Genomic DNA, 23,496 nt, shown 5'->3' with positions numbered 1-23,496 from the left:
TACGACAGGTACGGAGACGTGCCTAAAAATTGTTTCTTACACTTCGTGGGGAAATAAAATTGAACTCATGGGGTAGGGTACGCATGAAACTCACAGGCCAATCGTTTTTCCAAGCAATCACTTTTGGGGCCGCACTTTTTGCGTCATCACAGGTCAGTGTTGCCCAAGAAGCGCCCTCCGGGCCGATGGTTTCGATTGCCGTAGCGCATACCGAGGGGTTAGTTTTGGAAGCTACCTTTATCGGGCGTGGCAAAGCGATTGATAAGGTTGATATTGTCGCGCGCGTTAGTGGATTTCTGCAGGATTTCTTGGTTAAAAACGGCGCAGATGTCAAAAAAGGTGAAGTCCTGTTTAAGATTGAACCTGGAACTTATGCTGCCAACCTTGCCGCGCGCAAGGCGGATAAGGCTTCTGCCGTTGCCCAACTTAAACTGGCGCAAATCGAACTTGATCGAAAGTCGGAATTGTTGCGGCGTGAGTCTGGCACCGTCGCGGATCGTGATATCGCGCAGGCAAATTTTCAGGTCGCCGAAGCCAATATCGAAATTGCGGATGCGACGATTCAGTTGGCAGAACTTGACCTAAGTTATACCAGTGTCGCCGCGCCTTTTGATGGGCGGATTGGCCGCGCGAACCCAAGTGTGGGCGAATTGGTTGGCCCGACGACGGCGCCCTTGGTCACCCTCATTCGCACCGCACCAATTTACGTCGAGTTCTCGCTCACCGAAAAGCAGTTGGTGAACTTTTTGCAGGTTCATGACGCTTCGCTTGAAAACCTTGCCAATGGCTCAAAAGCGCTGGATGTATTTGTTTCCCTGCCAAATGGGACGCAGCTTGAGGAGGTTGGCCACATCGTTTTTGCCGACAATCGGATTGATCCCGAAACCGGAACGGTGAGTTTGGATGTCGAATTTCCCAATGATAATGGCCTGATTTTTGATGGATCTTTTGTGAGTTTACGTATCGAAGATAACGCGCCAACCGATGCACTCCTTATCCCCCAAGCCGCCGTTCAGCGCGATCAGCGCGGCGATTTCGTCTTGGTGGTTGGGGCCGAGCAAACCGTCGAGCAACGTTACGTGACTTTAGGTCGTCAAGACGGGGTTTCGGTTGTCGTCGACGACGGTCTTGTCGAAGGTGAAGCCGTCATTATCGAGGGCCTACAGCGCGTGCGCCCAGGGGTTGAAGTCAATGCCATACTCGCGGGCAGTGCAACCTCCGCAGAAGGGAACTAAAGCGTGTTTTCTTCTATTTTCGTCGCACGCCCCAAAATGGCGATCGTTATTTCCTTGGTGTTAACCATCATGGGCGTCATCGGGTATTTCGCCCTTCCGGTTGAACAATACCCCTCCATTACCCCGCCCGTCGTCAAGGTGAGCGCCAATTATACAGGCGCAAACGCGGAGACCGTCGAAAGCACGGTTGCTGCGGTTATTGAGGCCCAAGTGAACGGCGTGGATGACATGATTTATATGTCCTCCGACAGTACGGACACAGGCTCGTATTCGCTCTCGGTCACATTCAAAGTTGGAACCGATCCCGATCTTGCTGCCGTCAATGTGCAAAATCGTGTTGCACAAGCGATGTCCTCTTTGCCCGCTGAAGTTACAAATTCGGGGGTGGTCACGCAGAAAGCCTCGACCAATATGTTGCTTTTGGTGACACTTCTGTCGCCCAATGGGACCTACGACGAGGTGTTCCTGTCGAACTATGCGGCGATCAACCTTCGGGACGCGTTGGCGCGGGTGAGTGGGGTGGGCGAAGCCACCATCATGACCAATTTCGAGTATGCGATGCGCATGTGGATGGACCCAAATCGCATGGCCAGCCTTGGCATTGCGCCCAGCGATCTCATTGCGGCAATTCGTGAGCAGAACCTCGAAGTATCCGCCGGTCAAATCGGATCAAGCCCTGTCCCAACGGGCCAACAATTCCAATATACCATCGTGTCCAGAGGGCGCCTCACGACGGTTCAAGAGTTTGAAAACATTGTTCTGCGCACGGGCGAGGCGGGCAGTATTGTCTTGATGAAAGACGTGGCGCGCGTGGAATTAGGCGCGGGATATTACAGCGCATCGGGCCTGTATTCGGGCCAAGCCTCAACCGTTTTGGCAATTTACCAAGCGCCAGGAGCCAATTCGCTGAAGGTTGCGGAGGGGGTTTCGCTGGAGCTTGAGCGGCTTGCTCAAGCGTTTCCCGACGATATCGTCTATGACGTTCCCTTTGATTCTACACGATTTGTACAGCAATCTTTGGATGACGTTTTAACGACACTGATGCAAACATTCGTCATTGTTATGGCTGTTGTGTTCTTCTTTTTGGGCAGTGCGCGCGCGACACTTATTCCGGCGATTGCGATCCCTGTTTCCTTGATTGGCGCCTTTGCGTTTATGCTCATGTTTGGCATGTCGCTCAATACAATCTCGCTTTTCGCTTTGGTGCTCGCCATCGGGATTGTGGTTGATGACGCAATCATCGTGGTTGAAGCCGTTGAATCCATTATGGAAAAAGAGGGCCTGAGTGCCCCCGACGCCACACGCAAGGCCATGGGGCAAATCACGGGGCCTATTATTGCGACGACCCTCGTTTTGCTCGCGGTTTTCGTGCCCGTGACGTTTATGCCGGGCATTACGGGGCGCCTCTATTCACAGTTCGCGACGACGATTTCCGTGGCCGTGGTGATCTCCTCGATCAACGCGCTCACACTTTCGCCCGCTTTGTGTTCGATCATTTTGAAAAAACGCGGCGGCCCTTCAAAAGGCGTTCTTGCCCTTTTTGACAAGGGCATCGGGTTTGTACGCGGCGGATATGTGGGCATCGTAAGCCGCCTTGTGCGTGTTCCGTTGATCGGCCTCGCAATCGTTGCGGCGGTTATTTTTGGCTCCGGTGGTTTGCTCAAATCCCTTCCTGCAGGGTTCCTTCCCATCGAAGACAACGGCTATTTGTTTGTTGATATCCAACTTCCGGACGCAGCATCGCTTGAGCGCACAGAAGCCGTTACGGAACGTTTCGACGCGAAAATACGGGAAATCCCCGGAGTTTCGTCAACAGTAAACGTGAACGGATTCAGCCTGTTGAATGGCGGTGGATCGAATGGCGCGATGATTGTGACCAATTTGGAGTCGTGGAATGACCGCACGACAGAAGCCCTCAGCGCGAACGGCGTTTTGAGCGAAATTCAAGCCCTCGCCAGTCAGGAAATTGGCGCTAGTATTATTGCGTTCAATCCGCCAGCGATTTCTGGTCTTGGCATGAGTGCAGGTGTCGAAATGAAGGTGCAGCAAACGGGGGGCGGGACGACCCAAGAACTATCTGCGGCCCTTGGCTCCCTCGTTTATGCCGCCAATCAACGTCCCGAAATTGCACAGGCCTATACGACCTTCCGTGCCAATGTTCCGAAGGTCTATGTGGATTTGGACCGTGAAAAGGCCAAATCCCTCGGGGTTTCGGTCGCAGATGTTTTCTCCACGCTTCAGGCCTATATGGGGTCGTTTTATGTGAATGATTTCAATCTGTTCGGGCGCGTTTATCGGGTGATGATCCAAGCTGAAGGCGAATATCGCAACAAGATCGAGGATCTTGACGCTCTATATGTGCGGTCGCAAACGGGCGCGATGGTTCCGATGGGTGCGCTGATTACCATATCTAATGAGCTCGGCCCTGTGGCGCTCAATCGCTATAATATGTTCCGCTCCGCAACTGTGACCGCAATCCCCGCTGAAGGGCTTTCTACGGGCGATGCGATCCGCGTGCTGCAAGAAGAGGCGGTGAATGCGCTGCCACCGGGGTATTCCCACGAGTGGACGGGTATTGCGCAACAACAGCTCGACGCGGGTGGTTTGGTCGTTGTTATTTTGATCTTGGCGATTGTCTTTGGCTATCTGTTTCTCGTTGCACAATATGAGAGTTGGAGTCTGCCGGTTGGCATCCTTCTGTCGGTGACTGTGGCACTGTTTGGGGCCTTGTTGGCGGTTCAATTCACAGGAGGGGACGTCAACCTGTATACCCAAATCGGGATGATTATGTTAATCGGACTCGCCTCCAAAAACGCGATTTTGATCGTGGAGTTCGCGATCGTGCAACGCCACAATGGCATGACCATCCGCGAAGCCGCAGTTGAGGCCACATCAAAACGGTTCCGCGCAGTTATGATGACGGCCTTGTCCTTCCTTTTGGGGGTCGTTCCGCTTGTTGTTGCCAGTGGCGCAGGAGCCGCGAGCCAGCAAGCCATCGGGATTGCAGTGTTTGGAGGGATGCTTTTGGCGACAGTTCTTGGGGTTATACTCGTGCCAGTGTTGTTTGTTGTCCTGCAAAGTCTGCGTGAGTGGTTCAAGGGGTTAACGACAAAAGGGGCCAAGCAAACGGACAGCTAAACCTTTGCCCGCTTTCAATACATCAAGAGGGCGGGCAAATATTACACTTATGCCCGCCGCTAGCCTTAAGTCGGCGTCTTGATGCGAAATGGGTATGCTTTTCGCCATTAGGGCGCTCGCGCGTACAATCTGTCGGCAAGGAAACTACCAATTTTGGCTGCTATCTCCATTGTCAATCCGGTGTATGCATCCCATTCAGCATCGAGGCTCGGTGGTGCATTTGGGAACAACACACCGCCTTCGCGTCCTAAATAATCCCGTGCAACTTTGGCGTTTGAGGTCGCGACATCCTAATATAATTTCAATCTTTCCGCGGGGCAAAATACTTTCCCACCTAGAAAGGTCAGTTTTTTTTCCGAAAATTGTCCCAGAAAAATGAAATAGAGGGTGAATTTGGACCGATACGTCGCTTGGTTGGCATCGCGCTAAGAAAGGCTTCCGTTGTGGTCGCCAAAGAGTACCTAATCATCGCTAAAGTTAATTCCAATTTCGTCAAAAGACATTTTCACAACGGTTAGGTGCCCGTTGCCTATGTCAAAAAACGCAATCAAAATATTGTCCGCTTCAAACACACGCGCCCATTGCGAAAGTTTATCATTGTAATCGGACCAACTTTGACGCGCTTTTAAGTATTCTGTGCGGTCAATAACTTCGCCGCCGTTTTTCTTGTTTTCTTTAAGTGCTGCATCTATCAAATGGTCCTGTCTGCGTAGGAAAATTGTTGGAAACACGTCGAAGCCTGAAAAGGGCTCCGCATTTTCTCATGGAGAGTGGCGAAAGAGGTTTCCGAGCAGTTGATGCGCTTCGTACCAAGAAACCTTCAATGGTTGTCGGTGCTGTTTTGGGCAGCCCTCCGTGTAATAATAGCTTTGGCATCCAACCTCGTCCTTGATTATTGAAACTGCGCAAACGTTGGTTCTGTTGGAACACTGGATGCTGGGGAACAGATATTTTTTCATTGAAATGATCAATTTAGTCGGTGGAAAGATTTTAGTGTGAAACCCGCCACATAAGTGCGCCAAATTTCAAGCAGTGCTCGCTGCCAGATGCTTAAGGGGGCATTTCCGTGTTTTTCCGAGGAGGACAATCTTCATGGGGAGACCCTTGGATAGAAGGTACTCGTTTTGGGAAACCACTGGTAAGATGTGAGCCATAAGTTGCTGCCAAAACGAGGGCCAAACCTGAGTGGTTAGATGATTGACGCGGGGTGACGCAAATTCGGGCTGGCTTCAGCTGGGAATTTTTCGCGCAGAGAGAGTTTATCGTATCGTGCTATTTTGTCTAATTTGCTAGTAATAGGACGATACCTCTCGTTTGGGGGCAGCTTTGGAGAATCTCTTCCCTTTGTCTAGGAAAACCACCCTCATTCTTTTGATCTTGGCCACCGCTTTTCTATGCGCGCTGCTGGTGTATTTTGTTGGTTTGAACCTTCCATCACCCGAAGAGTTGACAATTTGGCTGCGTGGTCTTGGTGCATGGGGACCGTTTGCGATTATCGGTCTGATGATACTGCACAGTTTCATCCCTTTCCCCGCCGAGATTTTGGCCATTTGCGCTGGAGCTGTCTACGGAACACTTGTTGGTAGTGCGCTGGTTTGGGCTGGGGCGATGTTAGGGGGGGTGCTGGCTTTTTATCTTTCTCGACTGCTGGGGCGGGATGTTGTCCACGCGTGGTTGTCGCCTAGCCAAGCTAACACGCTAGACCGCTGGGCGCAGGATCAGGGCACGTTCACCTTGCTCATCAGTCGCTTTATTCCGGTGATCTCCTTTAACCTTGTGAACTATGCAGCAGGCCTCACAGGTGTTCGTGTTTGGACCTTCGTTTGGACCAGTGCTGTGGGAATTCTCCCAATGACGGTGATGTCGACATATTTAGGGTCACAAATGAAAACAATGGACTGGCCAATACTTTTGATTGTTTCGACCACGGGGATTTTTGTCGTCATTCTGGGGCACAGCTTCGCAAAGTCGAGGAAATGGATTTAGCAAAGTGGAGAAAAAATGACACGTCTGCCCTTTGCGATACACCGATAAATTACCTCTACTATTGAGCGGAACTTCTGCTAAGTTCACCCCCGAAACGGCATCACGCGCCCCATAGGAAAGCTGAATGATATGAACCGACTAGAGGGAAAATCCGCCATGATCACAGGGGCGGCGCGGGGGCTGGGGCTTGGCTTTGCCAAGGCGTACCTTGCTGAAGGCGCAACCGTCGCCATTGCTGATATCAACTTGGAGGCGGCCACGCAAGCAGCGGCCAATCTTGGGCCCGCAGCCTATGCGGTCGAAATTGACGTGACCCAGCAGAGTAGCATCGATGCGGCGATTGAGGCTGTGGTCTCGCGGGCAGGGAAGCTGGATATTCTTGTGAATAACGCGGCGCTTTTTGATGCGGCGCGCACGGTGGATATCACGCGGGCGAGTTATGAAAAGCTTTATGCGGTGAATGTCGCGGGCACGTTGTTTACGATGCAAGCGGCCGCGCGCCAAATGGTCAAACAGGGGCACGGTGGCAAGATCATCAACATGGCGTCACAGGCGGGGCGGCGGGGCGAGCCACTTGTCGCGGTCTATTGTTCAACCAAAGCGGCAGTGATTTCGCTAACGCAATCAGCGGGGCTTGATCTTATCAAGGATGGGATCAACGTTAACGCCATTGCGCCGGGAGTTGTGGACGGTGAGCATTGGAAACACGTCGACGCGATGTTCGCCAAGCTTGAAGGCAAACCGCCGGGCCAGAAAAAAGCAGAGGTGGCTGCGAGTGTTCCTGCGGGGCGCTTTGCGGTGCCCGCAGATTTGGCGGGAATGGCGGTGTTTTTGGCGTCTTCCGATGCAGACTATATTGTTTCGCAAACCTACAACGTCGATGGCGGTCAATGGATGAGTTGAAATTCATGCGCTAGATGCGCGTGTAAACGAGGCGCCTTGCCGCCAGTCCATCTCGCAGCGGGCGTTTACCCCTTGAACTCTGGAATGATGAAGGTCAGCATCTTATACTATTCGAAGGGTCGACTAAATTGATACCCGAGAACGTGTGACACCCCACATAGAATAAAGGATTTTAAGAATGAAAACTGCACAGGACTATCTGGACGAAGCAAATGCAGTCGTCCCAAAAATTACTGTCGAAGAAGGCATTGCAAAGCATAGAACTGGCAATTCTGTATTTGTCGATGTGCGTGACAGCGCGGATATCGCGGCGTCAGGCACCATCGCCGGAGCGGAAATGGTTAAGCGCGGGATGATTGAATTTCTAGCTGACGACTCTCATGCATTGCACAATCCAGCCCTCAAAAAGGACGCCGATATTGTTCTTGTATGTGGTGTCGGTGGACAGGCCGCGCTCAGTGGCAAGACGTTGAAGGATATGGGTTTTAAGAACGTTTCAAACGTTGGTGGTTTTTCATCATGGAAAGACGCCGGCGGACCAGTCGAAGGCTAGTCGATGAATGTGTGAACCGATTGGGGGGCTCAGGTCCCTCGATTGGTCTGATTTTTTGTGACGAGGGGCGTGTCTGTGATCCCGTGGGGGGGAGAATTCTCCCACTTGGCGAGAGCACGCATCTTTGGTCGAATTTTGGGTTATCGTAAGGGGAATAATCATGCAGTTTGAAAGTATTATCGTCATGTTGGTGGTCGGCGCTCTCGCTGGCTGGTTGTCTGGCCGGATTATGAAGGGGCGAGGCTTTGGGGTTGTTGGCAATATTATCGTGGGTGTCGTCGGGGCGTTTTTGGCTGGAATAATTTTTCCCGCACTTGGGGTTTCGGTTGGCGGTGGCTTCATTGCTTCGATCATTTACGCGACCATTGGGTCCGTAATCCTGCTCTTCGTCATTGGTTTGGTTAAACGCGCTTAGTTCGAAGAACGCACCGGTTATTCGGTGATCGCGTAGGCCGTGCTTGAACTGAAAACTAACTTTCAGTTCAAGCACTCAGCCCCTTTATTCGCCGTCGGGCAGCGGCGGCATTGCCCGCAAGTAAAGAACAATCGCGGCCAAATCGTCGTCCGTCATATTGGCGAGATAGGGATAGGGCATCGGTGGCATCATTTGGGTGCCGTCTGGCTGTTGCCCATTCCGAATTATTGTGCCCAACTCGGCATCATTATACTTGCTGAGGCCTGTCGGAGTGATATTGGCCGCAATCGATGTGCCCCACGGCCCATGGAAAGCAAATCCGCCAGCCCCGAGATGGGTCTCAAACATCGGCCCCTGCGGGCCAAAAGATGTATGGCATTCAACGCAATGCGCGATAGGGCCAGCAAGATACGCTCCGTATTCGACAGTCTTGCCCTGCGGGATTGCGGGTACAGATTCAATCGGCGGCCCATAGGCGGGAGGGAGCGGAATATTGTACTCACTCACTCCAGGGTCGTTATCAACAGCGGGCACCTGACGCAGATACAGGATAATGCTCATGAGATCGTCATCGGATAAACCACGATAGAGCCCCATAGGCATTGGTGGCCCAATCACGCTTCCATCGGGACGAATGCCTTCACGAATGGCCTTGGCCAACTCGATATCCGACCAATCTCCAACACGCCCCCCGGGTGTAATATTCGGTGCGATGGCAGTGAAGTTTTCGTTTTTATCAACGAGCATTCCAGCAAGCGCCATATCAGGAAGCTGTCCGTCGGGCCCTTGGGGCGTATGGCAATTGCCGCAAGCAGACGGGCCTTCAACCAAATACGTGCCCCGCTCCAGCGAGGGTTCTGCAAAAGCCGCCCCCGTGGTGAAAGCCACAATAGCTGCTGCCATATGGACAGTAGAATGAATTTTATAGGGTTCTAATCTGATCATTGAAGTGGCCTCCATTGTCACAGTGCATTGGACAACATAACCGAAAATTTGATTCTCTCAAAGACTTTGAATCGAAGGGGCTTTGAGATCGATCAAGAGGTGTAGGCAATTCGAGCGAACTGAAACTTCGGGCATAATTGGGGGGGCAGCGCAGGCGAAAACAATCTGTGGCAATTGAATTTCACTTTCAGGGATCGTAGGGAGCGATTTTTTGCCCTCCGTACTCAGATTTTTACAAACAGTAACGCCGCTTTTTCATGCAGCATATTCAGGGCACCGCGTACTGTGTTTTAGGCAATGGATTTTGGTGCCATTTTCGGAAACTTAGGCCGGTTTCTTTGGGAAATAAACGGGCCACCCTGCGCTCCGATGCAATGGCAATCTTGGCCCGATCCGACAGTGAATTGGGATTGTTCGGCTGCGCGTGAAACGCATCCACAACCCGCCGCAGATGCTGCTGTTTCTTCTCTACACGGTATGTCCGTTGTTAACCCGTATTCGCAGATAACTGATGCGTAAAAGCGAGGAATGGCGGTACTGGAGGCAGTTCTAGCTGATCTGGGCGATAAGAACTTAATAAAACGGCGGCTAAAAAGTACAGACGACTAAGAGACACACTCACACCCAAGTTTCAAAAACAGCACCTGACATATCTCCATATTGACGAAATCGCGACTCTCATTGTCTTACTTTCGAATGGGGCAGATGATGAAAAAACTTGCCCGCGTGTTGGAAGGATACGAGGGAAAAAAGAAGGTTTAGACAATAGCTTACAAAAACTGGGAGCGGGAACTTTCCATGGCCTCCATCAAATGGATGGATTTTGACCTGAGGTCCAAGTTTCCTCCAGCTTTGCGCGGAGCCCTTGTGGCCAAAAAATTGGCCTTAAGCAGCCATCTTGTCCATGAACCCTCTCCGCAAGAATTTCATCGGTGTCCCGTTGGCTAGAGCTGAATGTGGTCTGCGCCAGTTATACTCCTCCTGCTACTCTTCAAGCGTTTCACGGGCATCGCGCAATGTGCCAAAAAGTGTCCCAATCAGGCATTCGTCCCCCAGCTTACCGTTCTCGTCGTCAAGTGCCCGTAATCGCTTCGCATAGGACAGTTCTATCCCGCCGCACTTGGGTTTATTTTTGTAAAATGTCGCTGGGCTGCTTCTGGGCCAATGCCTTGCATTAACCTGCCAGCCAATGAATACCGTGCCGCCGACATAGGTCCGTCCTTTTGTTGCGCGATCGCGGGCTGAAAATATGGGCTGGGATGTTTGAAGTCACTTTTGTCTCATTTGTTGCGTCCCAAGCTCAAATCTAAAAGGACGCAGGTTGCTTCGTAGGCAAGCTGCTGCCAATCGGCGGAATTCTCGTCGAATTCCACCCCGAGGCGCTTTACTTCATCCAGAGCGGGAGTCTGTGCAGCATCTCTGTTGCGCAGAAATAGAGGCTCTCTCAAAGTTTCTTATAGTGCGAAATTCCGCTGAAGGGCAATTTTGGCTTCGGCGCGGAACCGTTCAGGAGCGATGACACGTGCATGATCGGATGCTGAGGTTGCAAATTGCAACAGGTCTGACAATACGCGTTCCATAACTCTCACTTCCGTCTCTTTCGCACCTTTCACGTAGCTAAAAGCGGGGGGGGCTGAGTGAGGGACGTGAAAGGACGGGCCGGCACCTCGGCCTCGCTAACCACATGCGCACGGAGCGCAAAAACTAAAAACGAGATTGGATTGTTTTTTGAAAAAAACTTCGGAATGCGACGCCAAAAATGGAAAGAAGAGCCTCTAAATTCCAAATATTGGTATACTTTCTGCTGTGCCATTACTCCGACTCCGTGTTGTTTGTGTCAGAGAATGTGTGCAAAAACGCGACAAACGCCCCGTGCGGATCGCTTTATCGTTTATTATCAACGTCTTAATGGGAGTGTTGGCTCCGACGGTAGGGATCTGGGCCATCGTCAATGTCGTTGTAAGTCATTGAAAAGTAAAGATATGATCGTAACGTAACCGTGGGTGATGCCGCGGTATGATGTAGCACTTTAAAGCGGATGCAAATTGGTGACGCAACTAAGGTTCCTGAGTTGGCTTTTGACACTGCTTAAAAGGTCCAAGACGATGCCCGTAAATATGGTATCAAATCCAAAACCACAGTCCTGTCGTTGCGCAGGCTAGCGTAAGGAATTAATTCTTTTGAAAGTCGCCTCATCGTTCCTTGTTCTAATTTATTGGGTCAGCAGTTGGTTTCCTGTGTCGGCGGACAGATGGGCGGTTTTTACTGTTGCTGGCTGTATCCTTGGACTAATTGCCGCGCTGCTCGCCCAAAAATCCCTTGAGGAACACCGATGGCCAGCAAAAGTGTTCTCGGTACTGGCATTCCTGCTCCTAATAGGCGGGACATTTTTTGCATTTATGACAAGTGCGGTTGGAACGCCAGCGGTCGGTTTTATCGTGCTATTTTTCACATTAGGGGGTGTGGGTTATCTGCTGATGATCCGTACTGTTTTCGCGCTCGGGCAAACCAATCGGATGTCTCATGGCGCAGGGTTCGCCGTTCTTTTCCTTCTTGCCACTTGGTCTTGGGCTTCAGCGTTGGGCATGTATTTCCACGTCGGGGCAGCCAATGACACTACCGCTGCATGTATTCTTGTGCCCAAACCCAATAATTACGACACCGAACTGAACTCCGTATGGGAAATGCGCCTTCCCGAGTTCGCGACGAGCAGAACAGGTCCGACAGGAACGACAATTCTGGATTACCATGCCATTCTTGTCACGTCCTCTCGCGGACAAGCAGAGCTCTACAACTGGTCAAAAAAAAGGATGCGCTTTGAAATTCTTAACCTTGAACGCAATCCATATCTCCCAACAGAATGCCCATAGATCTGGTAGGTATGGGCTTATTCTGTTGAAAAACTCTTCTTGATTTGAGAACGTTTTGCTGCTTCAATTTCCTTGTAGATATGAGGGATTGATTGCGGTTTTGGTGCCAAAGCTGGAGACACAAAGCGCCCTATTCTAGGACTTCTCGATTGAGGTCATGTTCCATCCGACCACGTATTGAGGGCAATAGGTGGCGTCATTGTTTTATCCAGTGTTCGCCAACATCTGTCCGAGTTTTTTCGTTCGACTGAACGACCTTCGGTTGATCCAGAACTAATGATGCGCATGTTGTTGGTCGGATACCACAGTGCTTGCAGCGTTTCTCAACTTTTGGGTGAGGGGGTAACCCTAAGATGCGCTTGGTGGATGCCCGTAGCATGCTCAAACCGATCGACGGGACGGGCGGGAACCGGACTTTTTTCATTTGGCGAGAAGTCGAATTTTGGTAGCCCTATTTTCAAGACGAGTCCTTTGGGTGCCTTAAACGGGCCTTAAAGCTATGAACTGCCAACTCGGCAGAAAACTGGACGCCTTCTATATCACTATCAGACAACGTTATTTTGTCGCACCGGCGGTGTCATCAACATTAATCGAGAACGCTGCGACTTTGGTCTGGTCGAAATCGTTCAGTTTGAGAAGAATGACTTGTCCGCCGTTTGTCTCGTTCGGTTGTGACCAACCGACCTCAAGTTGCTCACCTCGCTAAAGGAACAGCATATTTTCTAGCTGCAAAAATCAGAGTTGAGACCATTGACGAATGACGCAATGAAAGCTCAGTAAAAACCGATTTCTTTTATGTCGACGTCTGCTTCGTGGTCTCGCCCAAAGGCCACGACGCCAATGGATTTCAAGCTGCTTGCCCGAGGGATAGCGCGAAGAAAGCCACCAGATGGTTTGAAGTCGGTGAAAGGCAGCATGACTTCTTTCCAATCGTTGCTGACATCAAAACCGGCTTGATAGTATTGCCACGGGAGGCGTGTTCCAGAAGTGCGAAGATGGATAAAGTACTCTTGATTATTGCCGCGCACGACGAGCCTCACGCCCTTGGCATCCTCTGGCGCTCCATCTGGTAGTTCCATGCGTATTTGAATGAAACCCCCGTTGTTTTCAGTGCTCACATTTCCAGTCATATGTGCATGGACATCATCGTTCTCTGTAACAAACGACGCCTGCCCAAGGGAAACCCCGCCCATGACGCCATCCGTGAAAAACCCCCATCGTGTCTCTGGCTGTGATTTAAAATCTTCCAAAACGGTATCTCCTGCCGTGGCCATCATGGGCGCGAGAAGTACAAAGAATGTGACGATTGAACGTTTAAAGAAATGATACATACTGGTCTTCCTACTCGGGTTTTTTTTCAGTTAGGTTCGTTCTCAGAAATATCGCTCGGATGTTTATGATCACCATGGAATCGGTTTTCCAGCCCAATCTAAAAATTGTCCTGTCTCTCGCGGTGTTAAGCCGTCAATTACGTTCAATAAATTTTTGGACGACACGGATGAGGAAACGGACGTGTGGGTTGTGTAATTTCGGGTGAATTCAGTCGCGACGGTGCCAGGATGAAGAGCCACACATATTGACCTTTTATGGGTGCGCGCCAACTCAATGGACGCTGTACGAATGAATTGGTTTAGGGCCGCTTTTGATGCTCGGTAAGAGTACCAGCCACCAAGATTATTGTCGCCGATTGATCCGACTCTCGCTGAGAGAACTGCAAAAACCGCCTTTGAATCCCGGGGTAATAAATGCGCGGTGTGCTTGAGTATCATCATCGGACCAATTGAATTTACCGCGAACTGAAGAGCTGCAGTTTCGGCATCTAAAACCTTATAAGTTTTTTCCGGTCCTTGATCTCGCGGCGAAAGAGAACCTGTCGCGACTAAAATGGTATCAAACGTACCCTTAAGTCCTGCAGTGACACTTATTATGCTGGCTTCATCCGTTATATCGAGTCCGTTTTCTGTCCGCGATAGGCCTACAACGTCGCATCCCGTGCCCTCAAGCTCTTCTTTTAATGCCTTCCCTATACCGCCAGATGAACCGATGATTAAAGCTCTGCACATTGATGTCTTTCTCTTCTCTGAGGTCAGTTGAGTATTAAAATAGCCGCGTTAAGAAGCAACACGAATGCTCCCTCCGACAACAATGGCAAGAAAAATAAGTAAATTAACGCTATTGGACCTCGACTTCGTCATAGCGGCTTCCTTCACATGAATTTACGTCGAAAAATCACTACGCCTTCTGTTCGCCGCGTATGTAAAGGAACCCCCTGACAGTAAGTGGCCTTATAACTAAAAAGGCGCGATATACCCTCTCTAGGAGCCATGTAGCACCCGGGAAATCTGCACCTCTTGCAAGCCATTTCCACCTTGGCAGGCCGCGCCAGACTTCTTTAAATGCTTCGGCGCCAGACAGGAGTTGGTTCGACGATGAAAGAACATGGAACCGCACCATCGCTGTTTTATGTGGCAACAGATTTAGCTCAAGAAACGCGTTGGTGTTTACGTCGATCGCCTCGAACGATCCCGCGTTATCGATGGTTTGGTAATAGCCTATTTCAGCAGAACACAGTGGGCAACTTCCATCAAAAAACACTTTTGTTTTGGTGTGGAGCGGATTTAAGGATTTCACCACGTCGCTCACCTACAAAATGGCATCGGAATTGAACCGGTCATGTAATACAACCCGCCATATCTAAGCGTACTTCGGAACGATCTTGTAGGGTTGCTGAGAAGAGCTTCTCGCCCATAGTTGCAGAGACCGACACGCCTTCAAATTCGCTGTCGGATACGGTGATTTCACGCGCTCCCGTAGTGTCGTCAACGTCGATTGTGAATGCCACAACTTTGTTAGGGCCAAAATTCTGTAGCTGAAGTGTAATAGATTGATCGCCGTCTGATACTTTTGGAATCGTTGAAAAATGTTCAGCCCCAGATGTGATTTCAAGGGGTTGAAAAACCTCCACTCCGGACCCCGCGGCGGTCACGTCAAAAATCAGCCCAGCAGCCGCACCGGAAAGGTCAATTTTAACCAGGGCGTTTTTGACTTGGCATGAACCTTCGTTCGTTAATATAAATTTGTCCTTCGGCGCACCTTCGAGGAATTCCAAATGAATGTCAGCATAGGATTGCGAAGCTGTGAGGCAAGCGAGTGTGAGAACGCAAAACAGTTTCATTTTGGGGTATCTCTCTAATTCTTAAAACGTGCAGAATAATAATGGCGGCCTCCTTTGGGGAAAAAGGCCGCCATTTCGACGTGTTACTTGGGCAAAATAACTGCGTCGATAACGTGGATGACACCGTTCGAAGCTTCAATATCAGCGGAGACTACATTGGCTCCATTAACGGTTACGCCACCCTCAGTCATGATTGTGATGTCGCCGCCTTGGACGGTGGTTGCCATCATGTTGTTCGATAGATCGCCACTCATCACTTTTCCAGCGACAACGTGGTACGTCAGAATAGCAACGAGTTGATCTTTGTTCTCTGGCTTCAAGAGATTTTCAACAGTGCCTTCTGGAAGGGCAGCGAACGCTTCATCTGTTGGGGCAAATACAGTGAAAGGACCTTCACCCTTCAATGTCTCAACAAGTCCTGCTGCGCCAACGGCTGCGACCAATGTGTTGAATGATCCTGCTGCAACTGCTGTGTCTACGATGTCTTTTGGGTGCCCATCGGCGAAAGCAAGATTGGCTGACGACAGCATAGCTGCGGAAGTGATTGCGAAAAAAGTACGGCGGAACATAGGGTCTCTCCAAATTGTAAAATTGACGCCAGCTAGCTGCTGGATAAAAGGTATACGGCCTCTAAGCGAGGTCGGATCACTTTTTAGAAAAAATTGTGAATTGGGCTATCTCAAACTTGACAGCAATTGTCATAGAGGGCGGAATCCGGACCTTCGCCGAAATTGCATACTGTTAAGTCGATGTATGCAAAGCCGTCATTCAACCCACAAATATTGACAGCAGAGGTCATTGGCAGCTCCAAGGCCAAACTGAGTATCTAGGCTAATCCTTGACCTAAAGTTGCTTTGGCCTGATTAATTGTTGCATACTTGCTCCCAAGACCGCTTAGCCAAAAGGGATATTCCATGATTTCTCTCTCGAAGACCTCCAGCCTATTGTTGTGTGCATTGGGCACATTCCCGATTGTCGCCAACGCTCAAGACAAACCGAGGCTTATCCTGCAGATCACCGTGGATCAGTTGCGGGGAGATCTTCCCACCAGATATTTGGACCAACTCGGCGAAGGTGGATTTCGATATCTGCTTGAACAAGGCATCCATTACAACAATGCACACCATACGCACGCCAATACCGAAACGATTGTGGGGCACACCTCACTGGCAACCGGTGCAAACCCCGCTGCGCATGGAATGGTGGGCAACCTGTGGTACGACCACACCGCGGGTCGGACAGTCTACAACATTGAGGACGCCGACTATTCCATCCTGACCAGCGGCGCCGACGTGGACGATACCACCGAAATCGACCCCACGCAGCGCGCCGCGACAAGCGAAGGGCGTTCACCGCGAACTATCCTGACATCGACATTTGGCGATGAGCTGGCAGTCAGTACCGTTGGGCAAGCTAAAGTCTTCGGTGTCTCAATCAAGGATCGTGGCGCGGTTTCAATGGCCGGACATGCTGGCAAGGCCTTTTGGTTCTCAAAAGCGGCGGGTCAATTCGTAACAAGCAACTACTACTATGATGCATATCCAACATGGGTTGAGGATTGGAACGCTAAGGGTCTACCTCAAAGCTATAGCGGCCAGTCGTGGGAGCTGTTGAACCCGATTGGCACCTATATGTTCGGCGAACACGATGATCAGGATTGGGAACCGGATTTCGCAGGGTTTGGTCGCACGTTTCCGCATCCGCTGGGAACGACAGAGGACACATACTATACGACTATGCTGACGCTGAGCCCTTTTGGGGACCAGATGACGGCCGATTTCGCAAAAACGCTTGTCGACGCAGAGGGACTGGGCGATGACGACGTGACCGACTTCCTTAGTGTCAGTTTCTCTGTCACCGATTACGTTGGCCATTTCTTCGGCCCCTCAAGCCTCGAAGCCGAAGATAATCTGCTTCAACTTGATCGCACGCTGGCCGATCTCTTTGCTTACGTCGATGCCGAGGTGGGGCTTGAGAACACCCTGATTGTACTGACGGCCGACCATGGGGCTCCTGAAGCACCCGGCTATCTGGCCTCAATCGGGATGCCGGGAAGCTATGTTTCGCCCGATGAATGGGACACCGCGCCTGCGATTGAGCGGATCAAAACAAGGTTTGGCATAACCGGCCCACTTTTCGAAGGCTATGATCACCCCTATTTGACCTTGGCCGCAGATGTCCGCGATAATCCCGAAATCGACAGGGTTGCACTTGAGACCGCCATTGCAGATGAATTGGTGTCCTTCGAAGGCGTGGCCTATGCGGTGCCCAGTTCGCGCCTGCGAGAAGGTTCGCTCCCTGACAACGCCTTGATGCAAGCCGTGTTGAACAACTATCACCCGGACCGATCCGGCGATATCTATGTCGTGTTCCAGCCGGAATCGTTCATCAATGATATGGATGGGTTGTCGGTGACAGTTACCCACGGATCACCATGGCGCTACGACACGTTCGTACCAATCTTGTTTGCCGGTCAGGGGATCTCTCCACAAACCGTGTCACGCAGGGTTCATCCAATCGACGTGGCGCTGACCCTTTCCGTCCTCGCCGGCACACGGCCACCGTCAGGTGCCACAGGAGAGGTTTTGCTCGAGGTCTTGGGACAGTAGCTTGCTTAGATCACGGGGCCCAGATGCAAGTTCAAGTTCAAGTTCAAGTTCTCCGACGGCACCTTTGTCTGCAGATGATGTTTTAGCCTTACCACTGGCCAGTGGTCGGCGATGGCGCGAAGATTGGTCTGCTTGTGCCAAGGCGTCAGGGTCGAAAATTGCCAATCCTGAGAGAGCTATCGCGTACGTAAGCCGCGCATTCATGTTTGACGCGGCCCTGTCGGGGCAAGCCGTGATCCTTGCGGATTTGAGAATGACGGCAGCGGATGTGGCCGCCGGTAGCCTCGTTCGAATAAGCCCGATTGAGATTGACCGTCACGGTCGCGAACTCCCCAAGCCGCCCTTGGTATTCACCGCAGCTAAAGTCCGGAAAAAGCCCAAAGCGGACGGCATTTCCATGAAAAGTTGATGAATTTCACGGTTTGGATTAGCTATCGAAATATCGAATAGGAGCATTGATTATGAAGAAGTGGCTTTTTGCTCTGTGTGTTGCTTTGGTTAGCGCATTCTCTCTTTGGCCTAGGTCGTATGAAGCGACTGCGAAACTGACTAAAGGACCAAAAATAACAATGTCGATCTCGCCAATGTTCGGAATACATAGCGATTGGAAGCGAAAAATTTTCGTGGAATATAGTGGCAAACGGATTGCCAAAGAACTGATGTCAGATACTGGGTGGTGGCGTGGTTCTAATTTATACCGCCATACATCGGGGGCTTACGTCATTCACGAAGGCCAAGGATGGTGTTTTAGTTTCACATTTGAGCCTTTAGAGTTTGACAATACGCCTGAGGTATCATGCGTCAAGAACTCTATTATTCGCGCAACCTCTGACAACATATCTCCGTATTATCGTGACATGAGTTATCTAGGACTGTTCATGGAAAGCTCGCGTCTTAGTGACGAGCAAAGAATCTACTTTACCGGTGCAGATCAAACACTCGAACATGAACTGCCTGATGGTCCTTAGACGCTTCGAGAGCATCATTACCTTGTATTGCGCGAACGGCAGCAAAGTCCGCACATCAGTCAATGGTACATTGAGCGGAAGTTGGGCCAAATCAATCGCCAGTTCCTCGGAATGTCATTATTTCGGCATATTTTCTTTTTAGTTTAGGCTTTTGGACAAAGAGGAGCGGTAATGTCTGGCCAGCCAACCGATTCAAAGAGCAAAAGCATTCAAATAGAGGATTTCGAAGGTGGGCGCCGTTTTATCCAAGGACGGGTCATCGGTTTTTCGTTCGGCAAACTTTTTGGCATCTCCTTTGGTGTGCTCTGGATTGGACTGGGGTTGATGATGCCTTTCCTTTCTGAAGCCACCGCACCAGGAATAGCTCCAATGCTCAAGATTGTAACCGGTAGTGTAATGGTGCTTTTCGGTGTGTTCATAGTCTATGCGGTGCGCCGCAATATTGGCCGCGTACTGGAAGTTGACCTTGCTAACAGATCAATTCGCGCGTTCGTGATTGACAACAATAACAGACGCCGAGCCTTTCGCGAAATTGCCTTTCAAAACATAACGGGCGTTTTTAGCGAATTTGACGAGAGCGAATTGCAAAATACCAATTGTTCGGAAAGCCTTATCATCAATTATCGTGGCTGGCCGGGCCGTCTGTATGCACTTTCTGGACGTTCCGAACAGATGGCTATGGTTCGCGACTTTATCCTGACAGAGGCGTTGCACCGACAGCCCGCGCCGATCGTTGATGGGGTGGATTCATTCATTGCGCACACCAAATGGGCCTTGAAACAGCGCATGAAATGGCAATAATTCAGCGCTGAGAGAACTGCTATCGGCAAGATCTCGACACTAGTCCGCTTCGCGAACCTTGGAACATACCGCAGTGAATGTCGGCAACGGTCGCCGTCAGAAAGCCGGGGCGGACATTCGCGAAAACTTCTCTAAAGGTCAGCAATCCCAGTCCTTTCACATTGGATGATGAACCCCTTGCGGGTTGAGTGGAATACAAGGCCAGTGCGGGTGGTTCCCGTGTTGTGACTTAACAGAGCAAACCTCTTAGTGATCCCGTCCACAGAAACCCCAGGAAATAGGACCCTTTCGTTGGGAAGCATGGCTAGGGTAGCCAAAAGGCCATCGTGTAGCGGAATTTCACGTTCTTGGCCCAGGTGGGGTTGCTGGTGTTTGGGGTAGTTGCGGCGATTGAGTTAGGTTTTGTGCTTGAGGTGTTGGACAACGCAATGTTGCGAGACATCAATTCCATAAAATGGTGACGCCCGCAGCAAAGCGGAATGCCGTGGTCCACCTGTGCGAGGCGCATGGTGTGAGCCAGCGGCGGGCGTGTGATGTTTTACAATTCGACCGATCGTCGGTGCGGTATCAGTCGCGTCGGGACAATGATGCTGCACTTCGGGATGCGATTTGACGGGTTTCGAGGGAGCGGCGGCGATTTGGTTGCCGCTGTGTTCACCTGATGATCGCCCGAGAAGGTATTGTGGCGAACCACAAGAAGGGGAGGCGCATTACGGTGTCAAACTACAGCCCGTTCTTTTTGCGATCTTCTGGTCAAAGTTATCGCATAGTTCACACGGCAATCTTTGAACCGATTTGATAAATCCAGTTTCCACGCTTTCGGCGGCCGTGTTAGCACCTTTGACCAGGACGAAAAATCTGGTTCAATGAGTGTTGCAATGTAACTGTTTTGTGAGCCCCACACCGCCGGACTTCCGGTTTCGGAGTGCGGTTGTGTGAAGCAAACATGGTTTTAAATCCAGGCCTTAGGCTCGAGTCTCAGACTTTCCCATACCTCTATTTAAGCTTTGAAAGTGCGGTGCGGATTTTGTCGACGGCTCCGTCAACGTCTTGCAATTTGTCCAAACCAAAAAGCCCAAGGCGGGCAGGATTAGATTCCAATCAGGTTCGCCGTAGGCACCCTTGAACGGTCCTGTTAGGGCGGTGCCGCAAATGCAGTCTTCATGCAACTCTGACACCAAGAACAGGTGCTCAGGGATGTCATCGAAGGCGGTGATCACCACACGCATTCCGCTTTGGAGGGGCAGGGCTGATTTGGGGTTCATTGTCATTGCGCGCCCCTCCGAAGCAGCAGGTCAGGGAGGAAGAACCCGAGGGTCAGGCGGAGGGGGAGCGGGAAAGGAATGGGCTTGAGGATGTCAGGCAGTTCCGCCAGCACAATCAAGGCACCCACGAGGATTTGCGGGACACTTATGCGATAGTCGGTTTTGGTCTTGAGGCCCCAATTGAGGCCAAGACGGAAGGCAGTGCTTCCTAGGGTGAGGAGGGTAAAGGTCGAGAGCATCTATATAAGTCTCCATGAGGTTTTTTATATAGAAGCTTGATGTTGCTCAGTTTTTATGGATGGTTGGCCGGGGTTTCGATACCCGTGAGACATAGCCGTCATTCGTCGGAGGAGCAGCAAACTGCAGATTTGAGCCCATACCTGCCAGAGATATAGTGCAGTACTTGACAATCGGATCCGTACAAGCCAATTAATCACTCCCGTGAGGACGACCTCCCAAAATGGATAAACGCTGGGACGACCCGGCACTTTTTTTGAGGTTGCTATGCGCTCTCCGCTTGATCGTTTACGTCATGCCATTAGTTTTGAAATCATCGCCTTGATCTTGGTCATTCCATTGGGATCGATCTTGTTTCACTTACCTATTGAAGATTTTGGTGTTGTTGGCGTCGTAAGCGCTACACTCGCCACGATATGGAGTCTGGCATATAATTACATTTTCGATTTGAGCTTGAAGCGCACTTCCGGGACCACCAAAAAAAGAGGTTTTGTGCGCATTTTGCATGCCGTCTTATTCGAAGCCGGGTTATTGATTGTTCTTATGCCATTCATTGCGTGGTATCTTGGCGTCACACTTTGGCAGGCCTTTCTGATGGATGTGTCGTTCGCGTTGTTCTATGTGGTTTATGCGTTTGGTTTCAATTGGGCCTACGATGTGCTCTTTCCCTTGCCAGAGTGGAAAAAAGATCAGCTCCCCGAATAGCTGCATTGATCCCTTACGGGTCGCATATATGAGGAGGGGGAGACCCCATAGTTAATCTAATAGGACACCTCACTGGACCCTATTTCCCGCTTAATACTATTTATTTAACTATATGATTAGTAATGATAAATACTATTTAGTCATCAATACTTACCCCTATGATCACCAAGCCTACCTCTCAATGACCAGTGATATCTGCTGATATTCAGGAGCCCTCAACCGATACATCAGGGGCAAGCCCAACACGTCCTTTGAATACCACTTTCATCACCTCGGTAGCCTCCTGTTCAAATCTAGGTTCGACCAAGATTGCGTCATGGATGGGGAGGGCAAAGATACCCCTAGATTTGAGTTCCAACAAGTTAGCCATCAGGATGTCGGCCTCTGTTCGCATCAACTGTAAGCCAACGCCTGTGCCAAAGAGATGAACGATCGCGGGATGGCGTTGCCCAATGGCCGCTAGGGTGGCACTGAAGGACTTGCTGGCAGGGATGGTCTTGCGGACCCCTTTCGGCATACGGATCAGAGGCTTACTGGCGTTGATCGAGGCTTGAATGACCTTCTTGATCCCAGGACGGCATTCTTGCGCGAAGCCATACTCTGTCAGATCAAAAAGATCACCCGTTGGCGGTGTCGCGCCAATTAAGCCATAGAGCAACAAGAGCCCTGCCTGACCGTAATCAAGCTCGACCAAGCTGTCATCATTGATCAAGAGGGTTTCCAACCGCGCATCATGCTTCATCCCCTGCCAAAAACCACCAAAGAGCCGTCCCCCTTGGGCAAAGTCTTTGTTGTTGAATATCCGGCGGAGGCGTCGCTCGGTGGTGTTGATCTGTGGATCGGTGCAAGAAAGCGGAGCCGTTTCAAGCCAAGCATTCAGGGTTCGCATCTCTTGGCGGAGGGTGTTTGTTTCCTCTGTGTCATCATACTCAACCAGTGCAGCCGGTTTGTCGTCCCGCTGTTTTGTTCCGCGCAGTAAAACCACCTCTTCATCTGAAGCACGACCAATGCCAGTAAACGTCACCCCAAAGTGTTCCTGGAGCGCAAGCAAACTTGGTCCTGCCGTGAGGATGGTCTGCCGCCCAGCGCCTGCAAGAAGAGGGCTGTAATCCTTGCCCTTGAAGGTCTTTGATCCCGGGGTGATTTCGACGACGCCCACTTCAGGGATTGCCATGATCTTGAGGATATCAGGCAGTGTCTTGCCCAAGGCCTGACCCTTGTAACGCGACTTCTTCCTCAAGATTTGATTGCTCTGACTGACATGAAGTTGACCACTGGGCACTTCAAGGTGGCGATACAGGAGGTCGCAAACAATGGCTTCAACCATGATCTCATAGGTCGCTTGATCCGCCAATCTACGTTTACGTTTGCGAAGGCCGTGCTTATCCTCATAGCGGCTGACCACATGTAGAACGGACTTAGCGATGGTCTCGGCGGCTGCTGATTTGGCGCGACGAAACGGATCAAAAGGACGGGCAGGGACAACAGAGGTCACTGGCTTGGCTATTGGTAAGATTTTTCCATCCACTCTCGAAGAACCTCCAGGCGATACCCCGCACCATACCGCGTAGCGGCTTCCTGGCTACTGTGGCCAAGGATCACCTTGCTGATTTCTTCGGGACAGCCAACATTGCGCAGGTCATCTTTCTTCTTGTGGCGCAGACTATGTAGGGATTTCTTGGGGTCGGTGA

Annotated in this window: 24 protein-coding genes and 1 pseudogene; 13 read left to right on the top strand and 12 right to left on the bottom strand. The window is 50.9% G+C overall.

The features are described 5' to 3' along the window. Nucleotides 1-83: 83 nt before the first annotated feature. Together AB9F26_RS11625 and AB9F26_RS11620 are read left to right on the top strand one after the other, a co-directional pair. A complete protein-coding gene (locus AB9F26_RS11625) occupies nt 84-1,235 on the top strand; it encodes an efflux RND transporter periplasmic adaptor subunit (protein WP_335585443.1) in 1,152 nt (383 codons plus the stop codon). Between the two features lie 3 nt (nt 1,236-1,238). Further along, nucleotides 1,239-4,373: an efflux RND transporter permease subunit gene (locus AB9F26_RS11620; RefSeq protein WP_369768110.1), complete on the top strand. Its 3,135-nt coding sequence runs from the start codon at nt 1,239-1,241 to the stop codon at nt 4,371-4,373. A gap of 461 nt (nt 4,374-4,834) precedes the next feature. On the opposite strand, the gene AB9F26_RS11615 is transcribed toward AB9F26_RS11620, so the two are convergent. Continuing rightward, nucleotides 4,835-5,068 carry a hypothetical protein gene (locus AB9F26_RS11615; RefSeq protein WP_335585441.1) on the bottom strand — a complete coding sequence of 78 codons (234 nt, stop codon included), beginning with the start codon at nt 5,066-5,068 and terminating at the stop codon, nt 4,835-4,837. Between the two features lie 649 nt (nt 5,069-5,717). On the opposite strand from AB9F26_RS11615, the gene AB9F26_RS11610 reads away from it, so the two are divergent. The 4 genes from AB9F26_RS11610 (at nt 5,718) to AB9F26_RS11595 (ending at nt 8,230) form a co-directional block, all read left to right on the top strand. Then, nucleotides 5,718-6,359: a TVP38/TMEM64 family protein gene (locus AB9F26_RS11610; RefSeq protein WP_369768109.1), complete on the top strand. Its 642-nt coding sequence runs from the start codon at nt 5,718-5,720 to the stop codon at nt 6,357-6,359. Nucleotides 6,360-6,488: 129 nt separating this feature from the next. Beyond that, nucleotides 6,489-7,262 (top strand): L-iditol 2-dehydrogenase, encoded by a 774-nt coding sequence (locus AB9F26_RS11605; protein WP_369768108.1) that lies wholly within the window; start codon nt 6,489-6,491, stop codon nt 7,260-7,262. A 178-nt stretch (nt 7,263-7,440) separates the two neighbouring features. Continuing rightward, nucleotides 7,441-7,815: a rhodanese-like domain-containing protein gene (locus AB9F26_RS11600; RefSeq protein ID WP_335585438.1), complete on the top strand. Its 375-nt coding sequence runs from the start codon at nt 7,441-7,443 to the stop codon at nt 7,813-7,815. 160 nt (nt 7,816-7,975) lie between these two features. After that, the gene (locus tag AB9F26_RS11595) at nt 7,976-8,230 is read left to right on the top strand and encodes a GlsB/YeaQ/YmgE family stress response membrane protein (RefSeq protein ID WP_335585437.1); all 255 of its coding nucleotides are present in this window, start codon (nt 7,976-7,978) and stop codon (nt 8,228-8,230) included. Between the two features lie 84 nt (nt 8,231-8,314). Here the strand turns inward: AB9F26_RS11595 and AB9F26_RS11590 are convergent, their stop codons facing one another. Both AB9F26_RS11590 and AB9F26_RS11585 read right to left on the bottom strand, forming a co-directional pair. Beyond that, a complete protein-coding gene (locus tag AB9F26_RS11590; RefSeq protein WP_369768107.1) occupies nt 8,315-9,175 on the bottom strand; it encodes a c-type cytochrome in 861 nt (286 codons plus the stop codon). A gap of 1,454 nt (nt 9,176-10,629) precedes the next feature. After that, complete coding sequence (locus tag AB9F26_RS11585; protein ID WP_369768106.1) at nt 10,630-10,755, bottom strand: hypothetical protein; 126 nt, start codon at nt 10,753-10,755, stop codon at nt 10,630-10,632. A gap of 600 nt (nt 10,756-11,355) precedes the next feature. Here AB9F26_RS11585 and AB9F26_RS11580 point away from each other — a divergent pair. Continuing rightward, nucleotides 11,356-12,045 (top strand): hypothetical protein, encoded by a 690-nt coding sequence (locus AB9F26_RS11580; RefSeq protein WP_369768105.1) that lies wholly within the window; start codon nt 11,356-11,358, stop codon nt 12,043-12,045. Nucleotides 12,046-12,818: 773 nt separating this feature from the next. Here the strand turns inward: AB9F26_RS11580 and AB9F26_RS11575 are convergent. From AB9F26_RS11575 to AB9F26_RS11555, 5 genes are all read right to left on the bottom strand, one after another. Further along, the gene (locus tag AB9F26_RS11575; protein WP_369768104.1) at nt 12,819-13,376 is read right to left on the bottom strand and encodes a CIA30 family protein; all 558 of its coding nucleotides are present in this window, start codon (nt 13,374-13,376) and stop codon (nt 12,819-12,821) included. A gap of 69 nt (nt 13,377-13,445) precedes the next feature. Beyond that, nucleotides 13,446-14,108, bottom strand: a complete 663-nt coding sequence (locus AB9F26_RS11570) for an SDR family NAD(P)-dependent oxidoreductase (protein ID WP_369768103.1) — start codon at nt 14,106-14,108, stop codon at nt 13,446-13,448. Nucleotides 14,109-14,277: 169 nt separating this feature from the next. After that, nucleotides 14,278-14,640: a thiol-disulfide oxidoreductase DCC family protein gene (locus tag AB9F26_RS11565; protein ID WP_369768202.1), complete on the bottom strand. Its 363-nt coding sequence runs from the start codon at nt 14,638-14,640 to the stop codon at nt 14,278-14,280. A 76-nt stretch (nt 14,641-14,716) separates the two neighbouring features. Further along, nucleotides 14,717-15,220 (bottom strand): aggregation factor core, encoded by a 504-nt coding sequence (locus AB9F26_RS11560; protein ID WP_369768102.1) that lies wholly within the window; start codon nt 15,218-15,220, stop codon nt 14,717-14,719. A gap of 83 nt (nt 15,221-15,303) precedes the next feature. After that, a complete protein-coding gene (locus tag AB9F26_RS11555; RefSeq protein ID WP_335585430.1) occupies nt 15,304-15,789 on the bottom strand; it encodes a fasciclin domain-containing protein in 486 nt (161 codons plus the stop codon). 345 nt (nt 15,790-16,134) lie between these two features. On the opposite strand from AB9F26_RS11555, the gene AB9F26_RS11550 reads away from it, so the two are divergent. From AB9F26_RS11550 to AB9F26_RS11530, 5 genes are all read left to right on the top strand, one after another. Beyond that, nucleotides 16,135-17,829, top strand: a complete 1,695-nt coding sequence (locus AB9F26_RS11550) for an alkaline phosphatase family protein (RefSeq protein ID WP_369768101.1) — start codon at nt 16,135-16,137, stop codon at nt 17,827-17,829. Between the two features lie 202 nt (nt 17,830-18,031). After that, nucleotides 18,032-18,238, top strand: coding sequence for a hypothetical protein (locus AB9F26_RS11545; RefSeq protein ID WP_335585428.1), 207 nt, complete (start codon nt 18,032-18,034; stop codon nt 18,236-18,238). Between the two features lie 52 nt (nt 18,239-18,290). Then, nucleotides 18,291-18,797, top strand: a complete 507-nt coding sequence (locus AB9F26_RS11540; RefSeq protein ID WP_369768100.1) for a hypothetical protein — start codon at nt 18,291-18,293, stop codon at nt 18,795-18,797. 171 nt (nt 18,798-18,968) lie between these two features. After that, nucleotides 18,969-19,598, top strand: coding sequence for a hypothetical protein (locus tag AB9F26_RS11535; protein ID WP_335585426.1), 630 nt, complete (start codon nt 18,969-18,971; stop codon nt 19,596-19,598). 533 nt (nt 19,599-20,131) lie between these two features. Then, on the top strand, nt 20,132-20,260 hold the full coding sequence (locus AB9F26_RS11530; protein ID WP_335585425.1) for a hypothetical protein: 129 nt from the start codon (nt 20,132-20,134) through the stop codon (nt 20,258-20,260). Between the two features lie 303 nt (nt 20,261-20,563). Here AB9F26_RS11530 and AB9F26_RS11525 read toward each other — a convergent pair whose 3' ends face one another. Both AB9F26_RS11525 and AB9F26_RS11520 read right to left on the bottom strand, forming a co-directional pair. Continuing rightward, the gene (locus AB9F26_RS11525; RefSeq protein ID WP_369768099.1) at nt 20,564-20,869 is read right to left on the bottom strand and encodes a hypothetical protein; all 306 of its coding nucleotides are present in this window, start codon (nt 20,867-20,869) and stop codon (nt 20,564-20,566) included. Beyond that, nucleotides 20,866-21,102, bottom strand: a complete 237-nt coding sequence (locus AB9F26_RS11520; RefSeq protein ID WP_369754503.1) for a hypothetical protein — start codon at nt 21,100-21,102, stop codon at nt 20,866-20,868. Before AB9F26_RS11520 ends, AB9F26_RS11525 begins: the two co-directional genes overlap by 4 nt. 265 nt (nt 21,103-21,367) lie before the next feature. Between AB9F26_RS11520 and AB9F26_RS11515 the strand changes: the two genes are divergently transcribed. After that, nucleotides 21,368-21,805 carry a PACE efflux transporter gene (locus AB9F26_RS11515; protein WP_369754502.1) on the top strand — a complete coding sequence of 146 codons (438 nt, stop codon included), beginning with the start codon at nt 21,368-21,370 and terminating at the stop codon, nt 21,803-21,805. 205 nt (nt 21,806-22,010) lie between these two features. On the opposite strand, the gene AB9F26_RS11510 is transcribed toward AB9F26_RS11515, so the two are convergent. Beyond that, nucleotides 22,011-23,333 (bottom strand): hypothetical protein, encoded by a 1,323-nt coding sequence (locus AB9F26_RS11510; protein WP_369768098.1) that lies wholly within the window; start codon nt 23,331-23,333, stop codon nt 22,011-22,013. After that, nucleotides 23,309-23,496 (bottom strand): annotated as a pseudogene (locus AB9F26_RS11505) (integrase); the annotation flags it as partial. The pseudogene AB9F26_RS11505 and the gene AB9F26_RS11510, both read right to left, overlap by 25 nt.

Source organism: Falsihalocynthiibacter sp. BN13B15 (genome assembly GCF_041205415.1).
In the GTDB taxonomy this organism is placed as follows: domain Bacteria; phylum Pseudomonadota; class Alphaproteobacteria; order Rhodobacterales; family Rhodobacteraceae; genus Falsihalocynthiibacter; species Falsihalocynthiibacter arcticus.
The sequence above is the reverse complement of the archived record's forward strand: the minus strand, read 5'-3'. Positions and strand labels throughout refer to the sequence as shown.